Origin of the sequence: Citrobacter sp. T1.2D-1 (assembly GCF_950098555.1) — a bacterium.
Classification (GTDB): Bacteria; Pseudomonadota; Gammaproteobacteria; order Enterobacterales; family Enterobacteriaceae; genus Citrobacter_A; species Citrobacter_A telavivensis.
Map to the genome: position 1 here is coordinate 141,289 of NZ_CATNHH010000004.1, position 23,593 is coordinate 164,881.

A 23,593-nucleotide genomic window follows, 5' to 3' on the forward strand; every position below is an offset into this window, starting at 1 on the left:
TGTCCGAAAAAATAAAAAATATATTTGCTTGAACGATTCACCGTTTTTTTAAGCGGGTTAAATATGCAAAGATAAATACGTAATTAAGCTTTTCCTAAACTCGTTCATTTATCACAAAAGGATTGTTCGATGTCCAACAATGGCTCGTCACCGCTGGTGCTTTGGTATAACCAACTCGGCATGAATGATGTAGACAGAGTTGGGGGCAAAAATGCCTCCCTGGGTGAAATGATTACTAACCTTTCCGGTATGGGTGTATCGGTACCGAATGGTTTTGCCACAACCGCCGATGCGTTCAACCAGTTTCTGGACCAAAGCGGCGTAAACCAGCGCATCTATGAACTGCTGGATCAGACGGATATTGATGATGTCACCGCATTAGCGAAGGCAGGCGCACAGATCCGCCAGTGGATTATCGACACTCCTTTCCAGCCTGAGCTGGAAAATGCCATCCGCGATGCCTACGCGCAACTCTCTGCGGACGATCAGCATGCGTCTTTCGCCGTGCGTTCTTCTGCAACGGCGGAAGATATGCCGGACGCCTCTTTTGCCGGTCAGCAGGAAACCTTCCTCAACGTCCAGGGCTTTGACGCCGTACTGGTCGCCGTGAAGCACGTGTTCGCGTCGCTGTTTAACGACCGCGCGATCTCCTATCGTGTTCACCAGGGCTATGACCACCGCGGCGTGGCGCTCTCTGCGGGCGTTCAGCGGATGGTGCGTTCCGATCTGGCTTCATCCGGCGTGATGTTCTCCATCGATACCGAATCCGGCTTTGACCAGGTGGTGTTCATCACCTCGGCATGGGGTCTGGGTGAGATGGTGGTGCAGGGCGCGGTGAACCCGGATGAGTTCTACGTCCACAAACCGACCCTGGCAGCCAATCGTCCGTCTATTGTGCGTCGCACGATGGGCTCGAAAAAAATCCGCATGGTCTACGCACCAACTCAGGAGCACGGCAAACAGGTCACCATTGAAGATGTGCCGCAGGAAAGCCGCGACATTTTCTCTCTGACCAACGACGAAGTGCAGGAACTGGCGAAGCAGGCGGTGCAGATAGAGAAACACTACGGTCGTCCGATGGACATCGAGTGGGCGAAAGACGGTCACACCGGCAAGCTGTTCATCGTACAGGCGCGTCCGGAAACCGTGCGTTCTCGCGGTCAGGTGATGGAGCGTTACACGCTGCATGCGCAGGGCAAAATCATTGCGGAAGGGCGTGCCATCGGCCACCGCATCGGTGCGGGTCCGGTAAAAGTCATTCAGGACATCAGCGAGATGAACCGCATTGAGCCTGGCGACGTGCTGGTCACCGACATGACCGACCCGGACTGGGAACCGATCATGAAAAAAGCGGCGGCGATTGTCACTAACCGCGGCGGTCGTACCTGTCACGCGGCCATTATCGCGCGTGAACTGGGTATTCCAGCGGTGGTGGGATGTGGCGATGCCACTGAGCGTATGAAGGATGACGAGAAGGTCACCGTTTCCTGCGCAGAAGGTGACACGGGCTACGTGTACGCCGACCTGCTCGATTTCAGCGTTAAGAGCTCCAGCGTCGATACCATGCCGGATCTGCCGCTGAAGGTGATGATGAACGTCGGTAACCCGGACAGGGCATTTGACTTCGCCTGTCTGCCTAACGAAGGCGTTGGTCTGGCGCGTCTGGAATTTATCATCAACCGTATGATTGGCGTGCACCCGCGTGCGCTGCTGGAGTTTGACTCCCAGGATGCCAAACTGCAGAACGACATCCGCGAGATGATGAAAGGCTTTGATTCTCCGCGTGAATTTTATGTGGGGCGCCTGACGGAAGGGATTGCCACCCTCGGTGCGGCATTCTGGCCGAAACGGGTGATCGTGCGTCTGTCTGACTTTAAGTCTAACGAATACGCGAACCTGGTCGGCGGTGAGCGCTACGAGCCGCATGAAGAGAACCCAATGCTGGGCTTCCGTGGTGCGGGCCGCTACGTGTCGGACAGCTTCCGTGATTGCTTCGCGCTGGAATGCGACGCGGTGAAACGCGTGCGTAATGACATGGGGCTGACTAACGTCGAAATCATGATCCCATTCGTGCGTACCGTTGAGCAGGCAAAAGCGGTTGTGGAAGAGCTGGCGCGTCAGGGGCTGAAACGCGGTGAGAATGGGCTGAAGATCATCATGATGTGTGAGATCCCGTCCAACGCCCTGCTGGCTGAACAGTTCCTGCAATACTTCGACGGCTTCTCGATCGGTTCTAACGACATGACGCAGCTGGCGCTGGGTCTGGATCGTGACTCCGGCGTGGTATCCGAACTGTTTGATGAGCGTAACGACGCGGTAAAAGCACTGCTGTCGATGGCGATTCGCGCAGCGAAGAAACAGGGTAAATACGTCGGGATTTGCGGTCAGGGTCCGTCTGACCACGAAGACTTTGCCGCCTGGCTGATGGAAGAGGGAATCGACAGCCTGTCGCTGAACCCGGATACCGTTGTCCAGACCTGGCTGAGCCTGGCTGAACTGAAGAAGTAAGGTAATGCCTGATGGCGCTACGCTTATCAGGCCTACAGCGATTCCCCTGTAGGCCGGATGGCGATACGCCGTCATCCGGCAATACATACACCCGCAATGCCCTGTAGGCCGGATGGCGATGCGCCGTCATCCGGTAATACATACACCCACAATGCCCCTGTAGGCCGGATAAGGCGGTACGCCGTCATCCGGTAATACATACACCCGCAATGTCCCTGTAGGCCGGATGGCGATACGCCGTCATCCGGTAATACATACACCCGCAATGCCCCTGTACGCCGTCATCCGGCAATACATACACCCGCAATGTCCCTGTAGGCCGGATGGCGATACGCCGTCATCCGGCAATACATACACCCACAATGCCCCTGTAGGCCGGATAAGGCGGTACGCCGTCATCCGGCAATTTGTACCTCACGTCATTCCGACGCTAACCGCTGAATGATATCCTGGCGTAACAGGAACTTCTGGATCTTCCCGGATGCCGTTCTGGGCAACTTTTCAACCACCACGATGTGCTCCGGATACTTATACTTCGCCACACGTTTACGGCTAAAGAAGGCAACAACCTCTTCCAGCGACAGAGAATGATGCGGCGCTTTCAGTACGATGTAGGCACAGGAACGCTCACCTAAACGCTCATCCGGCATGGCAACCACGCAGGCATCGTGAATACGGGGATGCTGTAACAGAATGTCTTCCACCTCGCGACTGCTGATGTTTTCGCCGCCCCGGACAATGATATCTTTCTTGCGCCCGGTGACCTTGATATAGCCCGCCTCGTCCATCCGACAGAGATCGCCGCTGTAGTACCAGCCTTCGCTATCCAGCGCCCGGGCGGTTAGCTCTGGCTCATCGAGATAGCCCATAAACACGTTCGGCCCGCGTGATGCCTCTTCACCTTCAACGCCGGGCGGAACCGTGTTACGCGCTTCATCAACAATCTTGATCTCCACCCCTGCCGCCGCATAGCCGTCGGTATTCATCATGCGGGAGGGCGGATCGTCAAGGTTCACTACCGCATGTGGCGAGCTTTCCGTCGAGCCGTAGACGCTGAGCAGCTTAATGCCGCGCTGCTGACAGTCGCGGGCAATGCGCCTGGGAATGGTGGTGCCGCCGCACAAAAAGAAACGCAGCGAAGAGAGGTCGGCGGGCTGCTGTTCAACGGTACACAACAGATCGTAAACAAACGGTGTAGCCCCTAACACGCAGGTGCAGCGCTGCTGTTCCAGCAGATCAAGACAGGCCGTTGGGGTAAAAATATCCAGCAGCACGCTGCGCGCGCCGATCAGAAACGGTGCCGTCACGCCGTGTAAAAAACCGGTGGCGTGTCCCAGCGGCGCCGGCATCAGAAAGACGTCCAGCCAGGTCAGATTCAGACGGGCGCAGTAGGCCCGCTCGCTGGCGAGAATATTGTTGTGGCTGAGCATGACCCCTTTCGGTACTCCCTCGGTGCCAGAGGTAAACAACACGGCGGCCAGTTCGTCACCGTGAACCGGAATGTGACGGGCAAGCGGCGCGCTGTCCGCTACTATCTGGCTGAGGGCGAGTGAGGTGGTGGCCGGTGCCAGTTTATCGACGCCGATAACGTGTTGCAGATGCGGCAGCTGATTTTGCAGAGGCAAGATCAAATCGACCGGACGCGTCTGTTTAAACACGGTCGGGGCGAAAAACAGTTTCGCCTGACACTTGTTCAGCACCCATACCAGTTCGGCTTCGCGCCAGGCGGGCAGAAGGGGAACGGATACTGCGCCGATTTTCAGGCAGGCGAGATAGATAACGGTAAATTCGCACCAGCCGGGAAGCTGAAAGGCGACGCGGTCGCCGGACTGAATGCCGTTCGCCAGCATCCAGCTTGCCAGACAGCTTGCCGCATGGTCGAGGGCGGTATAGGTGAATGCGGTACCGTGGTTATCCACGACGGCAATTTTTTCCGGCACGCTGCGCGCGGTTTGCTGCCAGTAGTCTCCCAGCGAGGCATCGCCCCAAAAGCCAAGCTTGCGGTATGCGTCCCGCCGCCCGGCGTCAAACGTTAATGTGACACTCATCGGAGGTTCCCGGTAAATCAAGTGGGTAGTGAGGTGTTCGCAGGCCGGATAAGACGCCAGGCATCACTATCCGGCAGTTGTACCCATCAGCCGTAGCGGAAATCGACGCCAAAGGTGCCTGCGGGGTACTCCCATTTTTCGAGGATCGTCTCACCGCACAGTACCCGGCAGGTTCCGCACTCCAGACAGCCCGCAGAATCAAAGTGAATCGTACCCGCCTCATCCTGTTTATAGAGTCCGGCGGGGCAGGCGTTCAGCAATTTTTGAAACTCTTTACTGTCCGGGTTAGCCGCCAGAATGATGTGCGGGTGTCCTTCATCAACATGGAATTTATTGACGCCAAGCTTGACGTCGACGTTAACGCGATTGTCCTGACTCATAGTGCCGTGACTCCCTTAATGCCATCCTTCAGCAGATTCATCAGACCGACCTGTTTTGCATGCGACAGGATCATTTTGCGCATCGGCTGATTCGGGCGGCCATCGATAGTGAACATGTCGCTCATGATGTCTGCCACCATGCGCGGATACTGGGTGAACAGGCGGGGATTCTCCATCAGCGCCGGCATCTTGCGAAAATGCTGCATATCACGCATGACGCACCCTTTCTCCAGTTCGCTTTTGTATTCCGCCAGCGTGCGGGCAGAGAAGTCCTGGCGCGCTTTTGCCACAATCGCTGCGTGCGCCGCCGCTTCGGCAGAGGCGATGGCTAAATCCATTCCGCGCACCGTGAAACCGAGGTTCAGACAAAAGCCTGCGGCATCGCCGACAATCATCACGCCGTCACCCACCAGTTCCGGCACCATCGCCAGTCCGCCTTCCGGTACCATATGCGCCGAGTATTCCAGCAGCTTGCCGCCCTGAATTAACGGACGAACGGTGGGATGCTGTTTAAAATCTTCCAGCATCTGCGGTACGCTTTTCTGTGCATGGGCCATGTCGCCCAGTCCGCATACCAGGCCGAGGGAAACGGAGTCGCGATTGGTATAGAGGAATCCTCCGCCCATCAGGCCGTTTGACGGGGAGCCGGCGAACAGCCAGGCCGCACCTTCATTTCCGGACAGGTTAAAGCGGTCATTGATTTGCTCCGGGGAGAGACCAATCAGCTCTTTCACGCCGACGGCGTAATGGTGTGCCGAGGAAGCAGGGACCATGCCCAGCGAACGGCCCAGCATCGAATTGACGCCATCGGCGAGGATCACCACGTTGGCTTCGAGAATGTCATCGCCGGCCTGTACGCCCGTCACCTGGTTGCCTTCACGAATCAGCGCGTCCACGCGCACACCGGGAATAAACTGCGCGCCAGCCGCTTCAGCTTGCTCCATCAGCCACGGATCGAGGCGGTTGCGCAACACGGTGTATGACGCCTGACCAGGGACATCCGCCTGTTCGCGATGGTAGTCCAGCGTGGTCGCGCTTTCCTGCGTCATAAACGAGATTTTCTCGCGGGTGACTTTACGTTCAACGGGTGCCTGTTGGGCAAAACCGGGCATAATGCGCTCGATCACGTGGGCGTAGAGGCGACCCCCGGTCATATTTTTACTGCCCGCGCTGTTGCCGCGCTCGATGACCAGAACATCGAGTCCGGCTTTCGCCATGATGTATGCCGCCACCGTTCCCGCTACGCCAGCACCGACGACGATGGCATCAAATTTTTCATCCGACATGCTTAAAGCTCCCTTCCCGCCGTTTGCACAGCGGGAGATGTGGGTAAAGGTGAGAGTTAGCGCAGCTGCGCGATCAGGGCAGGGACCACTTTGTAGATATCGCCCACCAGTCCGTAATCGGCATAGTTGAAGATTGGCGCGTTCTTATCTTTATTCACGGCGACAATCACTTTGGCGCCATTGCCGCCAACCATATGCTGGATCTGCCCGGAGATGCCCAGCGTCAGATACAGTTCAGACTTCAGCAGCACGCCGGAAACGCCGATATAACGCTCGCGCTCCATCCAGTTTTCCCCTTCGGCGATCGGACGTGAACAGCCCACTTCCGCGCCCAGCACTGCGGCCAGTTCGCGCACCATGCTGAGGTCGTCCTGCGCCGCCAGACCGCGACCCACGCCCACCACACGTTTTGCTTTGCTCAGATCAACGCTGCTGAGTGATTTGGCGCGTCGTTCCTGACACAGGATCTCCTGTTGCGGGGCAACCCATTCGGCGGTGACTACCGGGCAGTCATGCGCGGGATTTGCCGCGACCGGCTCCAGTATGCCTGGCGCGAGGGTGATAATGGCCAGCGGGCTGTTCAGTTTTACTTTGCCAAACGCCAGTCCGCCATACATACGATGCTCGGCAAATAGCGCGTTTTCGTCGACGCTCACCGCCGTCGCATCGTTCACCAACGCCGCATCGAGTTGAATACTCAGACGCGCGCCTAGCGCTTTGCAGCGTTTAGTTGCCGCCATCAGCAGCAGCCCGTTGCCTTTTTCCCGGATCGGCGCGGCCAGCGTTTCGGCGTAGTTTTCAATTCGCTGCAGTTCAGACGTCTTCTCCAGCACGATGATACCGTCAGCACCGAGCGGCTTAACGCGTGCCGCCTGTTCGGAACCCTGAACAATGGCGTAAACCTGCTGACCCCACTGACGCGCGCAGGCCATCAGTTCCGCATAGCGTTCAACGTTATCGCTAAATACCCAGACGTGGGTTAATTGACTCATGATTGTGTTCTCCGTTGGGCTCAGTTCAGGGCTTTTTTCAGGTGTTCAGCCAGTTCGGCGATGGCTTCCGGCGAATCGTTATCCAGAATGATGTGCTTACGTGCCGTTTGCGGCGGTACGGTAATGGCGACCAGCTCTGCCCGTGGTGCGCCCTGGCTCCAGCCGATATCACTGGCCTGCCACGTGTGCACCGGCTTTTTCCCGGCGCCAAGAATGGCCTTCATGGAGGGGATGCGCGGGGCGTTAATATCCGATGTGACGCAGAGAACCGCAGGAAGCGACAGCTCGATCACTTCAACGTCCTCTTCGAGCGTGCGTTCAACAACCAGCTTATCGCCCTGACGCTGGAGGCGGCTGACGGCGTTAATGGTCGGGAGTTGCAGGATCTCACCGACCAGCAGGCCAACCTGTTGTGCGTAAAGGTCGCCAGAGCCTTCGCCGAACAGGATCAGATCGAAACCGATTTTTTCCACCGTGGCGGCGATGGCCTGCGCAGTATCTTTTGGCAGCGCGTGTTCCAGCTGTGCATCCTGCATCAGGTACAGTGCGTGTGGCCCGCGGGAGAGCACATCCTTACGCACTTTCGAGTTCTGCAATAATGAACCGCCCACCGTCAGCGCAGCGATCTCATCTTCCGCTTCTGTGGCCAGCTGCGTTGCGGCCTCGATAGCGTTGAGGTCGAACTGGCTGATTTTGGTGTCCGCATTGTCAAAGCTGAGCGCTTGCTCGGGTGTAACAACAATGTCCTGTTCTTCAGGTACCAGCTTAAAGCAGGTTATTATTTTCATGGCATCTCCTGTGAGTCGCATACCGACAGTGACGGTCAGGCCACCCCGGCGGAAAGTGAAAATTGGCTGGAATTAGTGTGCGACAGACGGTGGCTTTTTATCGACGGAGCAATCTGTTTTCGTTACCAGGTATCTTGCAAAAAAAGTGCGATCGCTCATGCAAAAGAATTGAGCAGAAAATAATTTGCGAGAATTAAACGTATTATCTTGCAGGTGAGAGAAATAATCTTGTTTTGCCCTCACTAAATGCAGTTGTATAACCGCCGTACTCGCTTTATTTTATCCCTATTATATTGTTCAGGATTACTATCTGCTTGTGGAGGTTGTCATGTATCAACGCTGCTTTGATAATGCAATGGAAAGCCTTTTTGACCAGGGTAAGACCCCGCGATTTTCCCGATTTGTCATTAGTGATGATCCCCGATGGGAGTCTGGTCATCATGTCCATGATAATGAGACGGAGCTGATTTACGTTAAAAAAGGCATTGTCAGATTAATTATCGATTCTTCACTTTATGTGGCCCACGAGGATGATATCGTCGTCGTGGAGCGGGGGCGACTGCATGCCGTGACGTCGGATGTGAACGCGCCTGCCACTACCTACACCTGCGCGCTGTACGGCTTTTGCTTTCAGGACTGGGAAGAGAACCAACTGCTGCAATCGCATTCCTGTCCGGTGGTTGCCGTCGGCCAGGGTAAAGAGGTGATCAAAAGTATTTTTAATGAACTCAGCGTGATGCTGCCGCAAAGTAAAAATGGGCTGACGTCGTCTGTGTGCGATGCATTTGCCTATGCGTTGACGGTTCTCTTTTACGAAAACTTTAAAAATGCTTATCGTTCGGAACAGGGCCATATTAAAAAAGATGTTCTGATTAAAGATATTCTGGTCTACCTCAATAATAATTATCGGGAGAAAATTACGCTTGAGCAGTTATCAAAAAAATTTCGTGCCAGCGTCAGCTATATTTGCCACGAATTTACCCGCGAGTACCATATTTCGCCGATCAATTATGTGATTCAGCGGCGGATGACCGAAGCGAAATTTGCGCTAACCAATACCGATTATTCACAGGCCGAAATTTCCTGGCGCGTTGGGTACGAGAATGTCGACCACTTCGCGAAGCTGTTTCTGCGCCACGTTGGCTGTTCGCCAGGCGATTACCGTAAACAGTTTAAAAACAATCTGGCAGAGCAGGCCTGCCTGTTGTCTGACGCCTGAGTTTTTATTCCATTATCGGTTAGCAAATATCGGTTAGCGAACGAACCGCCGGATAGCGGTGCAAGCACCGTATCCGGCCTGGCGTTTACTTGTTCTGATAATCCTTCAGGATCTGCCGACCTGCGACATAAATCATGATCTCATCCGTCCCGCCGCCAATACGCTCACAACGTACATCGCGCCAGAATCGGGAGACGCGCGCTTCGTCGGTATAACCCAGCCCGCCCATAATCTGGATTGCATCGTCAATCACTTCCATTGCCGTCCGGGCGCAGTACAGTTTCGCCAGGGCGGCACTGGTACGCAGCGACTGCTCCTGATCGGCCTGCCATGCCACCTTCAGCACCATATTGCGCATATTGTCGATTTTGATAGCCATTAGCGCCAGTTTTTCCTGGATCATCTGGTTGTGTCCAATCGGTTTACCAAACGCAATGCGCTGGTTGGCATAACGCGCGGCATCCTCAAAGGCGCATTCGGCAAAACCGGTACTGCGCGCAGCGTTGATCAGTCGTTCCATCTCAAAGTTGTACATCACGTTGAGAAAGCCCATGCCTTCTTCGCCCACCATGTCGCTTTCATCCACCTCAACGTTGTCGAGATAGACTTCACACGTGCTGAGCATATGCCAGCCGATTTTGTGCAGCGGGTTGATTTTGATCCCCGGCTTATTGGACTCCACCCACCAGAGGGTAAAGGCTTTCTTCGGATCTTTCGGCTCCGGGTCGCGCGCCAGCACCAGCATATACGGGTACTCTTTTGCGCCCGTAATAAACGTCTTCTGACCGTTCAGATAAACCTTGCCGTCTTTGCGCGTGTAGCTGGTCGTGGCGCTGTTGTTATCAGAACCCGCACCCGGCTCGGTTAACGCCAGCGCATAGGCCGGATCGCCGGTTTCCAGTGTGCTTTCCGCTGTTTTGCGCAGTTGCTCTGGCGAACCAAAGCGGCGCATGCTGTGAATACACTGGCCGTTGGTGATCAAAAAGGCCGGGGCGCCACATTTTGACACTTCCATCAGGGCCAGCATTTGCGTCACGTAGTCTGCCGGAATGCCGCCGAACTCTTCCGGTACGCCCAGCATAGAAATACCGTTGTCGGCCAGCGCGCGCATAAACTCTCTGGGGTAGGTCGCCGTCTGATCGCAGGTACGGAAATACTCTTCCGGAAAATTGCTGGTGATCAGTTCTCGAATACTGGCAAGCAGCAGCTCTTGCTCTTCGGTTAAAGAAAAGTCCATCATCGTACTCCTTTTAATTAGCCGCTTCCGGCAGTTCAAAACCCATGGTGGCGTCGATAAATAATCTTTCATCCATCAGTTTCAGGTTCGGCGAAATAACCGGTGCGAAATCCATTTTGGCCAGAATATCGCGTTCCAGATCCACCCCTGGGGCAATCTCAATAAGATGCAGACCGTCCTCTTTCAGCGTAAATACCGCGCGCTCGGTGATATAGCGCACGTCCAGTCCGCGCTCGAGCGCGATTTTTCCGCTGAAGGTGATTTCCGGCAGTTCGCTGATGAATTTATTCACCCGGCCTTCCTGGACGATGGTTAATTTACCGTCGGCAACCTCTGTTTTCAGACTGCCGGCGGTTAACGTGCCGCAGAAAACAATTTTCTTCGAGGTGGCGCTAATATCGATAAAACCGCCGGTACCCATGATTTTGCCGTTGAATTTATGTACCCCGACGTTGCCATGACGGTCGACTTCCGCAAAGCTCAGATAGCAAACGTCCAGTCCTCCGCCGTGGTAGAAGTCAAACTGCGAGGTCATATCAAGAATGGCGCGAGTGTTGACGTTCGCGCCGAAGGCGACGCCCTGTGAGGTGATGCCGCCAACGGGGCCGGTTTCGACGGTCAGCACAAAGTCATCCGCACAGCCTTCTTCCCGGGCCACCAGCCCAATGCCATCCGCGATGCCGACGCCGACGTTACCCACCGCGCCTTTACGCATCTCATACAGCGCGCGGCGAGCGACCAGTTTGCGCTGGTTGAGGGGCAGGGAGAGTTGAGTGCTGTCGTCGAGGGTGAAATCGCCCGAGATAAAACGGTTCACCGGCGCGCCGCCGTACAGTTGCGTCTGATCCGGGTCAACGACCACGATATCCACCAGATAGCCGGGGATACGCACGGATTTGGGATGCAGCGTGGCTTTTTTGACCATCTTCTGCACCTGCATCATCACGATGCCGCCGTGGTTATGTACCGCCTGAGCCAGCACGAGCGCGTCGAGGTACATCACCTCATCTTCAAACGAGGCGTAGCCTTCGCTGTCGCAGGTTGTGGCGCGGATAAACGCCACGGTGGGCGCAATCGCTTTGTAGTAGAGATATTCTTTGTTATCAATCTCCACCAGTTTGATGAGGTCCTCTTTGGTGACCTCATTGAGCTTGCCACCCTGTTGGCGTGGGTCAACAAAAGTACCGATCCCAATATCGCTGAGGATCCCCGGCTGATGAGCGGCAGAAGCGCGCAGCGCCTGGGTCAGTACGCCCTGCGGATAGTTATAGGCGGCAATTTTGTTCTGTTCCGCTAAGTCCGAAATACGCGGCGACTGCCCCCAGTGTCCGCACAGGGCCCATTTCACCAGCCCTTCCTGGGCCAGCGGGCTGATTCCGCGATCGGCGCGATCGCCCAGACCGGTCGGACTGATAATCGATAAATTACGCGGCGTTTGCGTCTGTTTATATTTATCGGCTAATGCGGTAATTAAGGTGGTGGCTTCCAGAATACCGCCACCTGCACCTAATATACACAGCACATCTTCATCTTTAATATAATTAACCGCGTCCTGGGCCGAGAGCACAGGCACGCGACCATTCACGCGGGGTGGTCTTTCAGGTTTCATATTAACTCCTGGGTACCCGGCAGAAACCGTACATCGCTGGTGTTCAGGCGTAGGCATCCGCTGAATATTTATGTGAAATATTCACTATGGGGTGAAATTTATATTTTATGGCGGGAGGATATTCTTCCCGCCTTTATTTAGTGCATTAAGCCTGATGTAAAATCGTTAATACCGTGCGCAGGTCGCTAACGGATATTTGTCCGGGCGCGGAGGCTTTTTTAACCGCACCAAAGGTTGCCGCTGACCCGAAGACTTCACCCGCCAGGCGCGAAATCACACCGGTTTTTGACATCGACATGGTGATAACCGGACGGTCGGCGTACTGCTCCTGCATTTTCAGCGTGGCGGAAAGCAGCGTCAGAACATCGCTATGGCTCTGTGGCATCAGGGCTATCTTCGGAATATCGGCACCGAGTTCCTGCATTTTGCGCAGTCGCGCCACGATCTCTTCTTCTGCTGGGGTCTTGTGGAAATCATGGTTGGACATGATGACCTTGACGTTTTTGCTGTGCGCATAGTCAACCGTCGCCTTGACCTGCTCATCACCGGTAAACAGTTCGAGATCGATAATATCGACCAGACCGCTGTCGACAGCCGCGCGATTCAGCGCGAGATAGGCGTCAGTCGAAATAGCCTGCTCACCCCCTTCATTCGCGCTGCGGAAGGTAAACAGCAGGGGAGTTTTAGGCATCTCGGCACGGATCGCGCGGATAGCCTCCAGCACGGCATCGGCAGAGGCGACATCGGCAAAATGGTCAACGCGCCATTCCAGAATGTCGAAATCCGCGTCGCGATAGGCCCGCGCTTCTGAGCGGACGCTGGCGAGATCTTTACCCATCAGCGAGACGATTATTTTTGGAGCCCCTTCGCCAACCACGAGGTTATTTACGGTTACGGTTTTCATTTAATACCTTTTATCAGTCTTAGTTCCTGGCCGTCAGGCCGCAAACCCCATTACCTGTTTTACATATTCCAGCGGGAAATCTTTACCGGTCCACAGTTTGAACTGTTCAGCACCTTGCCACAACAACATGCCGTAACCATCGATTGTTTTGCAACCGGCTTGTTGCGCCTGCTGCAGTAACTTCGTCATATGCGGGTTGTAGACACATTCCGTGACCAGCAGTTCCGGACGTAGCAGACTCACGTCGCTGACGATAGATTCATTATCCAGTGGCTTCATGCCGACTTTGGTGCCGTTGGTCAGGATATCCGCCGTCGCCAGCGCGTCTGCGAAGGCCTGCTGGTCGGCAAGATCTGTCACTGTCACCACGCAGTCCGTGTTTTCATTCACTCGTTTGGCGAAATCCAGCGCTTTCTGGAAGAACTCATCATTACGGTTAAAGAGTTTAATCTCTTTGATCCCCTCAATGGCCGCCTGCGCGCCGATGGCAGTGGATGCACCACCGGCACCCAGTAATACCATGGTTTTACCCCTGATATCGAAACCGCTCTCTTTAATCGCGCGAATGTGGCCCGTGCCATCGGTGTTGTAACCGCGCAGATAACCGTCATCATTGACGATGGTATTAATGGCGCCCACCAGTTTCGCCGCCGGAGTCAGTTCATCAACGAACTCACAGGCCAACTGCTTATTGGGCATCGATACGCCGGTACCGCGCATTTTTAACGCTTTCAGCCCTTCGATGGCGCCTGCGAAGGTGCTGTTGTCGACCTCAAAGGCCATATAGGTAAACGGCAATCCGGCTTTCTCTAGCGCCTTATTTTGCATTTCAGGTGACAGACTGTGTCTGATAGGGTAAGCCATCAAGCCGATCAGTTCATATTTCGCGGTTACATCCATAACATGACTCCTTAAATTGTCGCTTAACTTTTTGTTGAAAAATAACGTTCGCCCAGACGGATATCGTTCTGCGGAATATTGAAGACCCGGTAATAGCGAATAAATACGATAATGCCGGTGATGAAGGCCAGCAGGGCAAAAACGAAGTCCAGTAAAATGATGTATTGCAGGCCGATGGTGGAGAGGTAGCCAGTAATCAACGGAATAACAAAATTCGCGAGGCCGCCCATCATCATATAAACGCTGGTGACTTTGGCTTTGCTTTTCGGAAAGAATTCCGACATTACCGACACGCCCAGTTGTAAAATCCCCCCCGCTGCGGAGAAACCAATCGCAAACGCGCCCACGTTACACACCAGCGGAGACGGCCAGAGATAAATGACAGCGGCGGTCACGGTCGCCAGACCGGCGTTAAAGACGTTAGCCCAGATGGGGCGAACCATTTTTTTCAGCAGCGCGGCAAAGATAAAGACGCAAACCAGCGAGCCCAGGCTATACCAGGTGATGGTTTTCAGCGCATCCGCTTCTTCCATTCCGGCGAAGGCCATAGCGTATTTCGGCATCCAGACCACGATGACATAGAAGGTGGAAAACGCCGCTACGCCAAACATGACAGAAGCCACGCCTTCCAGCCAGACCAGCGGTTTGCTGTTCATCTGCGGCAACTCTTTGGCGACGCTGGCATCCACCAGTTGGCCAGGGAATTTACTGCGCAGCAGCATCAGGGTAATCAGCACAAACAGAACGCCAGGAATGATCACACCATAGCCGTACCAGATGTTGTTGAGCAGCATATAGCCGACCAGCATCGGATAGAGCATCTGCCCGAAGGAGACCATTGCCTTGACCAGGATCACCGCCGAACCTGACGCTTTCGGGAAACACTCCATCAGCGCCGGATAGCCTCCGGTGTCCAGTGCAGAGTTAGCGACGCCAACGCATACGGCGAGCACAAAGGCCACCATCAGGTTGGGACTGGCAGGAATACCGAAGAAAAAGAGAATATAGAGCGCGGCGCCCAGCAGAATGATTGCCCGACGACCAAATTTATCCGACAGGACGCCAAAAAACAGAATACTGACCAGACGCCCCAGCCCGATACCGGAAATTAAATAGGCGATCCCCGCGCTGTCGGTAGAAAACTTAGCGGCGAGGGAAGTCATATTTTGCGCCAGCGTAATGACGCTAATGCCGTGGAGAAAATAGCTGAGATAAATACAGATGACCGCCAGGAAAAATGGCGTACTGAAGGCCTTATTCTGTGACATTTTTTCAACGCTCCTTGCCGGTTAATTTAATTCTGTTTTCGTCGGCATTTTTATATCCGGCGATTTTTTATTAATATACGGCTGTGCAACGGCATGAACTACATAACATGACGTTTTCATTACCAGGTATATTGCAGATGAAAGTGTGAAAGCCCACTTCTCCTGCGACGTTTTGCTGATGTTATTGACGTTATACAAATTATATTGCAGTCAGCGATAACAATATTGCTTACGACGGATTCAGCCTTATTCCGCTAAAGGCGATATCATCAACTGGCGTTTTGTTTCGAGACGGCTGCGGTAGCCGATAAACAGCGCCAACAGGAAACCCATGGCGGCAATGCCGGTATCAAACCACATAATATCGGCGATGCTTCTTTGTGAAAGATGGGCCGTCACCAGCGGGATCGTGAAAGTCGCAATGCTGCCTGCACTGTAATAAATGCCGGTGGCTTTCCCTTTGGCATGCGGGAAGCGGGCTGCCATCAGGGTCAGGCCTATCTGTACCACCCCTCCGGCTGACGAAAAGCCGATCACAAAAGCAAAGACAATCACAACATACACCGTGGGATGCAGGCACACCGTCAACAGGGCGATAAATGAGACGAAGGTGTACAGCATCAGTAAGGTGGTTGAACGTACCGTTTTGCGTACCAGCGGGGCGGTAATCAATACGCAAAGCAGCGAACCGCAGGTATAAATGCTCAGCAATTTTATCGACAGCGTATACGACATTCCGGCGACAAACTGACCGTATTGCGCCAGCCACTGGCTGATGAGATAAAACGTGGCCATCGAGATATAGCCATACAGGGTATAGCTGGCCAGATCGATAAATGCGCAACGATGTTTTTCTGCCGGGCGCTGTTCGTGTACCGGTGCGACCGGCGCGACGCGGCGCCCAGGATGCGGGGGAAAAGAGCAGCGAAGTAAAAACAGGCCGTTAATCAACATGATCGCGGCGGCAACGATAAATGACCAGCCAAACCACAGTTCCGCCCAGACCAGCAGACTGATGATGATGGGGAGTAAAAACTGCCCACCGGAGACAAAGGCCTTAATCAGGATGTTGGCGGTGCTCGGCGAAGAAGGGAAGGCCTCCATCAGACTGGGATAGGTGCCCGCGTCCAGAAAACTGTTCGCCATGCCGGCGAGGACCCCGAACGCATAAGCGATGATGATGTTATGGGTCGTCAGAATACCGAAAAAGAACGTCACATAGCAGAGCATCCCCAGAATAATAAAGGGTCTGCGACCAAACCGGTCGGATAGCAATCCGGCGCAAAACAGGACGCTTAAGCGCCCGATCCCTAATGAGGAGATAACGACAGACACACCTGCGGCATTTGTCTGCCACTGTTGTTCGAGCGATGCCATGTTGAGACTCATCAGGATGACTCCCATGCCATGCACCAGGTAATTGAGATACAGCCCCATCGCGGTGGGGAAATAGTGATTTTTCATGATGCCTGCTCAGCGAAATTGCTAATGATTTTCCCTGGTACGGGTTAAATACCCGTGCCTTAAAAGTACAATCGATCTGTTTATTTAACGTTTCTTAGTATGAATCGCCGGTGGCAGGAAATATGTGGTCTAACACAATCGTTCCAGGTCGTGGGCATAGAGTTCGGCAGCAACGGATTGATAAATTTTCCAGTCAAGAAAAGTGCCATCACGGTAGACTGACTGGAAATCGGTTAAATCAGAAAAGAAACGCATGGTATTATTGCCAATGCGATTGTTTATCTTCTCTATAATGGCATTAATACGTAGTTTTCTTTTTCTGCGCATTTCCAGTAGTGTTGCAACAATCGCGGGAGGCAGTTCACATTCGCCATTTTCCCACTGCTGCCAGTTGGTGACATTATAATCTGGCGCAATCCATGACACGCACTCTTCAATGGTCATTGCATAAACTTGACGTAATGCCTGTAGTTCATAAGCGTTCATCATTGAATGACCCCATATTAAAAAACAATAAGGCATAAATAACACTATTAAACAGATTTCGGCATGAAGAGAGTCACAATATCTTGTGCAATATTCTTTGTTATCGGTCTGTGAATATTACTTGCAGGCAAGTGACGGAGGCGATTTCAGGATAAAAAAAAGCCCATCGTGGGAGATGGGCAAAGACTACACACAGCAATTCGTTGTTTCACTCAGGGGATTTCCATACTTATAAATCAATGTCTTGATCTATAACCGTGACCTAATAGTAGGGTATCGGGCGTTTTAGCGTCGATCAGATTCGTCTCAATAGTTTAAAAACTGTAAAGAATTTGCGACACAAATCAGGGATGACGAAGCGGTAACAGGCGCTACAGATAAGCAGAAGTACGTGATTGATTAGCGAGATTAAACAATCAGGCGACCGGAGTCGCCTGCTATCGTGTTATTTTTTAAGGCCTTCGATTTCGCTCAGTTCCTCGAGAAGTTCCTCTGGTTTGCTGCCCGGCACAGGCGCTTCGTTGACCCAGGCCGAGAACAGTCGCCAGGAAACGGCCAGCAGTACCGGACCGATAAACAGACCAATCATGCCAAACGCAATCAGGCCGCCAATAACGCCAGAGAGGATCAGGATCAGCGGCAAATCTGCACCCATACGGATAAGCATCGGGCGAATCACGTTATCCAGTGTCCCGACCACGCAACTCCACGCCAGCAGCACGCTTCCCCAGGTGGTATCGCCAGTCCAGTAAAGCCAGATAATGGCTGGAATCAGAACCGGTAACGGCCCCAGTTGTACCAGGCAGGAGAGGATCATCACCACGGAGAGCAGTGTGGCGTAAGGTACGCCGGAAACGGCCAGACCGATGCCGCCCAGCACCGCTTGCACCAGCGCTGTGACGACCACACCCAGCGCCACCGCGCGGATTGCCTGTGCGGCCAGCAGCATCGCCGCGTCGCCACGTTTTGCGGCCAGACGGTAGGCAAAATGACGAATACCCATCGCCACCGTCTCACCGCGCCAGTACAGCAGGGCGCTGAATAAGAGCATCAGGCCACAGTGCATCATAAAGCGACCGATGTGAGCGGCCTGACCGACAAACCAGGTGGTCGTGGTGCCAATGTACGGACGGACCTTCGCCATGATCGCCGTCCCCCCCATATCCAGCAGGTTATGCCAGCCGGCATACAGTTTCGCGCCGACCAGTGGAATGCTGTTCAGCCAGGCCAGATCCGGTAGCGTCATATCACCGCTTGTGATGGCGTGAATCAGAGGGCCGCTGCCATCAACGAGACTGTTGACCAGCAGCGCAATCGGGATCACAAACAACAGCACTAATAAGAGCGTCATCACCAGAACCGCCAGCGAACGCCGCCCCCAGAGTAATTTTTGCAGGCGCAGTAAAACCGGCCAGGTCGCAATGACGATAGTCCCGGCCCAGGCAAAGCCCAGAATAAAAGGTTGAACAATCCAGAGACACGCCACAATCATGATGGCTAAAAACAGCACCGACAGCAGCACTTGTGCGATATCCCTGGGCTGACGAATATTGACCATAAACTCTTTCACCTATGTAGTGCGTCAGATCGTTGACGCGACACGACCGTGTGAAACACGTCTCATAATGATGAGCAATTTCAGCGGTTTTTGACAGGCGGATTCTGCCAGTATTTCTGTTGGGTGTATTAGAAAAAAATGTGATACAACAATAAGCAAACGATTAACTCCCACAACACACAGACCGCAGGAAAGGGTCACGATAATGATTCCACAAATTTCTCAGGCACCCGGCGTCGTTCAGTTGGTGCTTAATTTTTTGCAAGAGCTGGAGCAACAAGAATTTACCGGTGATACGGCAACCAGTTATGCCGATCGTCTGACGATGTCGACAGATAACAGTATCTATCAACTTCTCCCCGATGCCGTGGTTTTCCCCCGTTCAACGGCCGATGTGGCGCTGATTGCCCGTCTGGCGGCGCAACCACGCTTTATCTCGCTGATTTTTACCCCGCGCGGCGGCGGTACGGGGACTAACGGACAGGCGCTGAACCAGGGCATCATCGTCGATATGTCCCGCTATATGAGCCGCATCATTGAGATCAACCCGGAAGAGGGCTGGGTGCGGGTGGAAGCCGGGGTGATCAAGGATCAACTGAATCAGTATCTCAAACCGTATGGCTATTTTTTTGCCCCGGAACTGTCCACCAGTAACCGGGCGACACTGGGGGGGATGATTAATACCGACGCCTCCGGGCAGGGGTCGCTGGTCTACGGGAAGACGTCCGATCACGTGCTGGGCGTGCGGGCAGTACTGCTGGGTGGCGATATTCTCGATACGCAGCCGCTGCCGGTTGAACTGGCACAGACGCTTGGTCAGAGCAACACCGCCATTGGCCGTATTTATCGCACCGTGTTTGAGCGCTGCCGCGAAAAGCGTCAGTTGATCATTGATAAATTCCCCAAACTGAACCGCTTCCTGACGGGTTACGACTTGCGCCATGTCTTTAACGATGACATGAGTGAATTCGATCTAACCCGGATCCTCACCGGTTCGGAAGGGACGCTGGCGTTCATTACGGAAGCGCGGCTGGACATTACGCCACTGCCGAAAGTGCGCCGACTGGTGAACGTGAAATACGACTCTTTTGACTCCGCACTGCGGAATGCGCCGTTCATGGTGGACGCGCGCGCGCTGTCGGTGGAGACGGTTGACTCAAAAGTGTTGAATCTGGCGCGTGAAGACATCATCTGGCATTCGGTGAGCGAACTGATTACCGACGTCCCGGACAAAGAGATGCTCGGCCTGAACATCGTCGAATTTGCCGGTGATGATGAAGCCGTTATCGACGGACAGGTTGCGTCCCTGTGCGAGCGCCTGGATGAGCTGATTGCGCGTGAAGAGGCGGGGGTGATTGGCTGGCAGTTATGTACTGAACTGGCGGGCGTTGAGCGTATCTACGCAATGCGTAAAAAAGCGGTGGGGTTGCTGGGAAATGCGAAAGGCGCGGCAAAACCAATCCCGTTTGCCGAGGACACCTGCGTACCGCCGGAACATCTTGCCGACTACATCGCAGAATTTCGCGCACTGCTTGATGGCCACGGCCTGAGCTACGGTATGTTCGGCCACGTCGACGCCGGGGTGCTGCATGTGCGGCCGGCGCTGGATATGTGCGACCCGCAGCAGGAAGTGCTGATGAAGCAAATCTCCGATGAGGTGGTGGCGCTGACGGCGAAATATGGCGGTCTGCTGTGGGGTGAACACGGCAAAGGTTTTCGCGCCGAATACAGCCCGGCGTTTTTCGGCGATGAACTCTTCGCGGAACTGCGGAAGGTCAAAGCGGCGTTCGATCCGCAAAACCGGCTGAATCCGGGGAAAATTTGTCCGCCGGAAGGTATCGACGCGCCGATGATGAAAGTCGATGCGGTCAAACGCGGCACCTGGGACCGACAAATCCCGCTGGCCGTGCGCCAGACCTGGCGAGGCGCGCTGGAATGTAATGGTAACGGTCTGTGCTTTAACTTTGATGCGAAGAGCCCGATGTGCCCGTCGATGAAAATCAGCCTCAATCGCATCCATTCGCCAAAAGGGCGCGCGACGCTGGTGCGTGAATGGCTGCGTCTGCTGGCGGATCGCGGTGTTGATCCGGTACGACTGGAAAACGCGCTGGCGAGCAAACGGCCCAGTCTGCGGTCTCTGATTTCGCGCACCCGTAACACCTGGCATGCCAGTAAGGGCGAGTATGACTTCTCGCATGAAGTGAAGGAGGCGATGTCCGGCTGTCTGGCCTGTAAGGCCTGTTCGACGCAGTGTCCGATCAAAATCGACGTCCCGGAATTCCGCTCGCGCTTCCTGCAGCTTTACCATACCCGCTACCTGCGCCCGCTGCGTGACCATCTGGTGGCGACGGTCGAAACCTATGCGCCGCTGATGGCGCGGGCGCCGAAGACCTTCAACTTCTTTATTAATCAGCCGCTGGTGCGCAAGCTGTCGGCAAAACATATTGGCATGGTCGATCTGCCGCTGCTGTCGACGCCGTCATTGCAACAGCAGATGGTTGGTCATCGCTCGGCGAACATGACGCTGGAACAGCTCGAAGCGCTCACGGATGCGCAGAAAGCCAATACGGTGCTGGTGGTGCAGGATCCGTTTACCAGCTATTACGACGCGCAGGTCGTGGCGGATTTCGTCCGTCTGGTCGAAAAACTGGGGATGCAGCCGGTTCTTCTGCCGTTCTCGCCAAACGGTAAAGCACAGCACATCAAAGGATTCCTGACGCGTTTTGCGAAGACCGCCAAAAAGACCTCTGATTTTTTGAACCGCGTGGCGACACTGGGCATGCCGATGGTCGGCGTCGATCCGGCGCTGGTGCTCTGTTATCGCGATGAGTACAAGTTGGCGCTAGGCGAACAGCGCGGCGATTTCCATGTCCAACTCGCTAATGAGTGGCTGGCAACGGCGCTGGCCTCGCACGAACCGCGTGACGTTAGCGGTGAATCCTGGTATTTCTTCGGCCACTGTACCGAAGTGACCGCGCTGCCCGGCGCGCCGGCGCAATGGGCGTCAATTTTTGCCCGCTTTGGCGCGAAGCTGGAAAATGTCAGCGTGGGGTGTTGCGGTATGGCCGGTACTTACGGTCATGAGGCAAAGAACCATGCGAGTTCGCTGGGTATCTACGAGTTGTCGTGGCACCAGGCGATGGAGCGACTGCCGCGTAGTCGTTGCCTCGCGACGGGATATTCCTGCCGCAGCCAGGTGAAACGCGTCGAAGGCACTGGCGTGCGCCATCCTGTGCAGGCATTACTGGAGATTATTGGATGATCTGGAAACGTGAAGTGACCCTCGACGCCCTCAATGCGATGGGGGAAGGCAATATGGTTGGCCTGCTGGATATTCGCTTTGAGCATATCGGCGACGATACGCTTGAAGCGTCAATGCCCGTTGACGGGCGCACGAAGCAGCCGTTTGGCCTGCTACACGGCGGAGCCTCTGTTGTGCTCGCTGAAAGCATCGGTTCGGTTGCGGGTTACCTGTGTACTCAGGGCGAGCAAAAAGTGGTGGGGCTGGAGGTCAATGCTAATCACGTTCGCTCCGCGCGGGAAGGGCGCGTAAAGGGAGTTTGTAAGGCAATTCATACCGGCTCCCGACATCAGGTCTGGCAGATTGACATCTACGATGAGCAGCAGCGACTGTGCTGTACCTCGCGGTTGACAACGGCCGTTGTGTGACGTTGTCACCGGAAAAAGTGTGATCACTATTGCTTTTGGTCATAATCTGCGCAGCAAAAGGTGATATACTGTGCAGGTTTTGACCATAAGCGAGGATGATATGACTAGCCAACTAGACCCGGCCCAACTGGCAATTGAGTTTTTACGTCGTGATAAAACAGAGCTCTCTCCAGCCCAATACCTTAAAAAACTAAAACAACTTGAGCTCGAATTTACCGATTTACTGACGCTCTCTTCCACCGAGTTAAAAGAAGAGATCTATTTTGCCTGGCGCCTTGGCGTTCATTGATTCTGTGATTGTCAGCGTAAAGAGAACCCGACACCTGAGTCGGGTTTTTTTTGGTCCTTACGCAGCGGTGCTACCACGTCATCTCGCCCGAATTCACTTTCGCGCTCAATTCCAGCGAGCTTTCATCTGCCAGTCCTGGCCACGCGGCGTTCATCGTCTTAATGACCCAGGCCGAACCTTGTTTCGATGCCAGCGCCTGTTCAAACGATTGCAGGTAATCCTGCGTGAAGCGGATAGCGCCATCGCCTGCTGGGCGTTGACCAAGGTAATGACCGGGAATGACCTGCTTTGGTTGCAGGCTGTGCATTTCAGTCAGGATATTACGCCATGATGCGCGTTGCTCCGGTGTCTGGGTGTCAGCCGTCCAGACATGAATGCCTGCCGCCACGCCCGTGCCGCCGAGGATCGCCCGGTTAGCCGGTACCCAGACATACGCCGCGTAATCATTAGGATGACGCAATTCCAGCGTTTCACCATCTACGCTAAAACGCGTTTCAGCGGTGGTCTGCGGAACGATCGGCGCCGTTGGCGCGCCATCCTTCATCTGTGGTCCCCAATACTGCAGCTTAGCCTCTTTGGTGGCACGAATATGCTCAACGACCGATGGTGTCGCCAGTACCTTCGCGTCAGGAAAAGCCTTCACAATCGGCTCCAGGCCAAAATAGAAATCTGGATCGCCGGAGGTAATCACGATGGCTTTCAGCGTTTTGCCACGGGATTTAATCATCTCCACCAGTTTTGCCCCGTCTTTAGTGCTGAACTGCGCATCAAACAATATCGCTTCCGTCGGGCCGGATACCAGCGTTGAGGAAACAGGGAAGATGGCGTTTTCCTGTGGGTTATAGACGTCAAGTTGCAGCGGTGCGGCAAACAGTGGAGAGGCGACAGCAGGCAACAACAGGGTCAGCAGTTTACTTTTCATGAGGGATAACCTTATGCAGATGAAATTGTTCTGGGTGTGGCCTGTATTTTAAGGAAATTTGGATCT

19 protein-coding genes and 1 other RNA gene are annotated in these 23,593 nt (G+C 54.3%); 5 read left to right on the forward strand and 15 right to left on the reverse strand.

All coding sequences use genetic code 11. The features are described from left to right. Positions 1-129: 129 nt before the first annotated feature. Entirely contained in the window at positions 130-2,508 is a 2,379-nt protein-coding gene (gene ppsA / locus QQZ17_RS06570; RefSeq protein WP_152404896.1) for a phosphoenolpyruvate synthase, read from the forward strand. A gap of 419 nt (positions 2,509-2,927) precedes the next feature. Here the strand turns inward: ppsA and fadK are convergent, their stop codons facing one another. The 5 genes from fadK to QQZ17_RS06595 all read right to left on the reverse strand — a co-directional run bounded on the left by fadK (position 2,928) and on the right by QQZ17_RS06595 (position 8,002). Next, positions 2,928-4,556 carry a medium-chain fatty-acid--CoA ligase gene (gene fadK, locus QQZ17_RS06575; RefSeq protein WP_152404895.1) on the reverse strand — a complete coding sequence of 543 codons (1,629 nt, stop codon included), beginning with the start codon at positions 4,554-4,556 and terminating at the stop codon, positions 2,928-2,930. 86 nt (positions 4,557-4,642) lie between these two features. After that, positions 4,643-4,936 carry a ferredoxin family protein gene (locus tag QQZ17_RS06580; RefSeq protein ID WP_046480326.1) on the reverse strand — a complete coding sequence of 98 codons (294 nt, stop codon included), beginning with the start codon at positions 4,934-4,936 and terminating at the stop codon, positions 4,643-4,645. Then, positions 4,933-6,222: an FAD-dependent oxidoreductase gene (locus QQZ17_RS06585; protein WP_152404894.1), complete on the reverse strand. Its 1,290-nt coding sequence runs from the start codon at positions 6,220-6,222 to the stop codon at positions 4,933-4,935. Before QQZ17_RS06585 ends, QQZ17_RS06580 begins: the two co-directional genes overlap by 4 nt. A 56-nt stretch (positions 6,223-6,278) precedes the next feature. Then, positions 6,279-7,214, reverse strand: a complete 936-nt coding sequence (locus tag QQZ17_RS06590) for an electron transfer flavoprotein subunit alpha (RefSeq protein ID WP_152404893.1) — start codon at positions 7,212-7,214, stop codon at positions 6,279-6,281. A gap of 20 nt (positions 7,215-7,234) precedes the next feature. Beyond that, on the reverse strand, positions 7,235-8,002 hold the full coding sequence (locus QQZ17_RS06595) for an electron transfer flavoprotein (protein WP_152404892.1): 768 nt from the start codon (positions 8,000-8,002) through the stop codon (positions 7,235-7,237). 328 nt (positions 8,003-8,330) lie between these two features. On the opposite strand from QQZ17_RS06595, the gene QQZ17_RS06600 reads away from it, so the two are divergent. Further along, positions 8,331-9,221, forward strand: a complete 891-nt coding sequence (locus QQZ17_RS06600) for an AraC family transcriptional regulator (protein ID WP_152404891.1) — start codon at positions 8,331-8,333, stop codon at positions 9,219-9,221. A gap of 85 nt (positions 9,222-9,306) precedes the next feature. Here the strand turns inward: QQZ17_RS06600 and QQZ17_RS06605 are convergent, their stop codons facing one another. The 9 genes from QQZ17_RS06605 to ydiK form a co-directional block, all read right to left on the reverse strand. After that, positions 9,307-10,458 carry an acyl-CoA dehydrogenase gene (locus tag QQZ17_RS06605; RefSeq protein WP_152406336.1) on the reverse strand — a complete coding sequence of 384 codons (1,152 nt, stop codon included), beginning with the start codon at positions 10,456-10,458 and terminating at the stop codon, positions 9,307-9,309. A gap of 13 nt (positions 10,459-10,471) precedes the next feature. Beyond that, a complete protein-coding gene (locus QQZ17_RS06610) occupies positions 10,472-12,067 on the reverse strand; it encodes an acyl CoA:acetate/3-ketoacid CoA transferase (protein ID WP_152404890.1) in 1,596 nt (531 codons plus the stop codon). 145 nt (positions 12,068-12,212) lie between these two features. Then, positions 12,213-12,971: a type I 3-dehydroquinate dehydratase gene (gene aroD, locus QQZ17_RS06615; RefSeq protein WP_152404889.1), complete on the reverse strand. Its 759-nt coding sequence runs from the start codon at positions 12,969-12,971 to the stop codon at positions 12,213-12,215. A gap of 33 nt (positions 12,972-13,004) precedes the next feature. Beyond that, complete coding sequence (gene ydiB / locus QQZ17_RS06620; protein WP_284554118.1) at positions 13,005-13,871, reverse strand: quinate/shikimate dehydrogenase; 867 nt, start codon at positions 13,869-13,871, stop codon at positions 13,005-13,007. A gap of 23 nt (positions 13,872-13,894) precedes the next feature. After that, a complete protein-coding gene (locus QQZ17_RS06625) occupies positions 13,895-15,139 on the reverse strand; it encodes an MFS transporter (RefSeq protein WP_152404887.1) in 1,245 nt (414 codons plus the stop codon). A gap of 246 nt (positions 15,140-15,385) precedes the next feature. Then, a complete protein-coding gene (locus QQZ17_RS06630) occupies positions 15,386-16,603 on the reverse strand; it encodes an MFS transporter (RefSeq protein ID WP_152404886.1) in 1,218 nt (405 codons plus the stop codon). 129 nt (positions 16,604-16,732) lie between these two features. Then, positions 16,733-17,089, reverse strand: a complete 357-nt coding sequence (locus QQZ17_RS06635; RefSeq protein WP_152406335.1) for a YdiL family protein — start codon at positions 17,087-17,089, stop codon at positions 16,733-16,735. Between the two features lie 151 nt (positions 17,090-17,240). Next, an RNA gene (gene rprA / locus QQZ17_RS06640) (antisense sRNA RprA) lies at positions 17,241-17,348 on the reverse strand. 186 nt (positions 17,349-17,534) lie between these two features. Next, positions 17,535-18,647 carry an AI-2E family transporter YdiK gene (ydiK, locus tag QQZ17_RS06645; protein ID WP_152404885.1) on the reverse strand — a complete coding sequence of 371 codons (1,113 nt, stop codon included), beginning with the start codon at positions 18,645-18,647 and terminating at the stop codon, positions 17,535-17,537. A gap of 205 nt (positions 18,648-18,852) precedes the next feature. Between ydiK and ydiJ the strand changes: the two genes are divergently transcribed. The 3 genes from ydiJ (at position 18,853) to QQZ17_RS06660 (ending at position 22,605) form a co-directional block, all read left to right on the forward strand. Then, the gene (gene ydiJ / locus QQZ17_RS06650; protein ID WP_152404884.1) at positions 18,853-21,909 is read left to right on the forward strand and encodes a D-2-hydroxyglutarate dehydrogenase YdiJ; all 3,057 of its coding nucleotides are present in this window, start codon (positions 18,853-18,855) and stop codon (positions 21,907-21,909) included. Then, a complete protein-coding gene (menI, locus tag QQZ17_RS06655) occupies positions 21,906-22,316 on the forward strand; it encodes a 1,4-dihydroxy-2-naphthoyl-CoA hydrolase (RefSeq protein WP_152404883.1) in 411 nt (136 codons plus the stop codon). The genes ydiJ and menI overlap by 4 nt, the downstream gene beginning before the upstream one ends. A 100-nt stretch (positions 22,317-22,416) precedes the next feature. Continuing rightward, positions 22,417-22,605 carry a YdiH family protein gene (locus tag QQZ17_RS06660; protein ID WP_042320056.1) on the forward strand — a complete coding sequence of 63 codons (189 nt, stop codon included), beginning with the start codon at positions 22,417-22,419 and terminating at the stop codon, positions 22,603-22,605. A gap of 70 nt (positions 22,606-22,675) precedes the next feature. Here the strand turns inward: QQZ17_RS06660 and QQZ17_RS06665 are convergent, their stop codons facing one another. Further along, positions 22,676-23,527 carry a Vmh family MBL fold metallo-hydrolase gene (locus QQZ17_RS06665; RefSeq protein WP_152404882.1) on the reverse strand — a complete coding sequence of 284 codons (852 nt, stop codon included), beginning with the start codon at positions 23,525-23,527 and terminating at the stop codon, positions 22,676-22,678. Positions 23,528-23,593 lie beyond the last annotated feature (66 nt).

Coding starts and splice junctions, on each gene's coding strand:
- ppsA (WP_152404896.1), top strand. CDS start 130: ATGTCCAACAATGGCTCGTCACCGCTGGTGCTTTGGTATAACCAACTC.
- fadK (WP_152404895.1), bottom strand. CDS start 4,556: ATGAGTGTCACATTAACGTTTGACGCCGGGCGGCGGGACGCATACCGC.
- QQZ17_RS06580 (WP_046480326.1), bottom strand. CDS start 4,936: ATGAGTCAGGACAATCGCGTTAACGTCGACGTCAAGCTTGGCGTCAAT.
- QQZ17_RS06585 (WP_152404894.1), bottom strand. CDS start 6,222: ATGTCGGATGAAAAATTTGATGCCATCGTCGTCGGTGCTGGCGTAGCG.
- QQZ17_RS06590 (WP_152404893.1), bottom strand. CDS start 7,214: ATGAGTCAATTAACCCACGTCTGGGTATTTAGCGATAACGTTGAACGC.
- QQZ17_RS06595 (WP_152404892.1), bottom strand. CDS start 8,002: ATGAAAATAATAACCTGCTTTAAGCTGGTACCTGAAGAACAGGACATT.
- QQZ17_RS06600 (WP_152404891.1), top strand. CDS start 8,331: ATGTATCAACGCTGCTTTGATAATGCAATGGAAAGCCTTTTTGACCAG.
- QQZ17_RS06605 (WP_152406336.1), bottom strand. CDS start 10,458: ATGGACTTTTCTTTAACCGAAGAGCAAGAGCTGCTGCTTGCCAGTATT.
- QQZ17_RS06610 (WP_152404890.1), bottom strand. CDS start 12,067: ATGAAACCTGAAAGACCACCCCGCGTGAATGGTCGCGTGCCTGTGCTC.
- aroD (WP_152404889.1), bottom strand. CDS start 12,971: ATGAAAACCGTAACCGTAAATAACCTCGTGGTTGGCGAAGGGGCTCCA.
- ydiB (WP_284554118.1), bottom strand. CDS start 13,871: ATGGATGTAACCGCGAAATATGAACTGATCGGCTTGATGGCTTACCCT.
- QQZ17_RS06625 (WP_152404887.1), bottom strand. CDS start 15,139: ATGTCACAGAATAAGGCCTTCAGTACGCCATTTTTCCTGGCGGTCATC.
- QQZ17_RS06630 (WP_152404886.1), bottom strand. CDS start 16,603: ATGAAAAATCACTATTTCCCCACCGCGATGGGGCTGTATCTCAATTAC.
- QQZ17_RS06635 (WP_152406335.1), bottom strand. CDS start 17,089: ATGAACGCTTATGAACTACAGGCATTACGTCAAGTTTATGCAATGACC.
- ydiK (WP_152404885.1), bottom strand. CDS start 18,647: ATGGTCAATATTCGTCAGCCCAGGGATATCGCACAAGTGCTGCTGTCG.
- ydiJ (WP_152404884.1), top strand. CDS start 18,853: ATGATTCCACAAATTTCTCAGGCACCCGGCGTCGTTCAGTTGGTGCTT.
- menI (WP_152404883.1), top strand. CDS start 21,906: ATGATCTGGAAACGTGAAGTGACCCTCGACGCCCTCAATGCGATGGGG.
- QQZ17_RS06660 (WP_042320056.1), top strand. CDS start 22,417: ATGACTAGCCAACTAGACCCGGCCCAACTGGCAATTGAGTTTTTACGT.
- QQZ17_RS06665 (WP_152404882.1), bottom strand. CDS start 23,527: ATGAAAAGTAAACTGCTGACCCTGTTGTTGCCTGCTGTCGCCTCTCCA.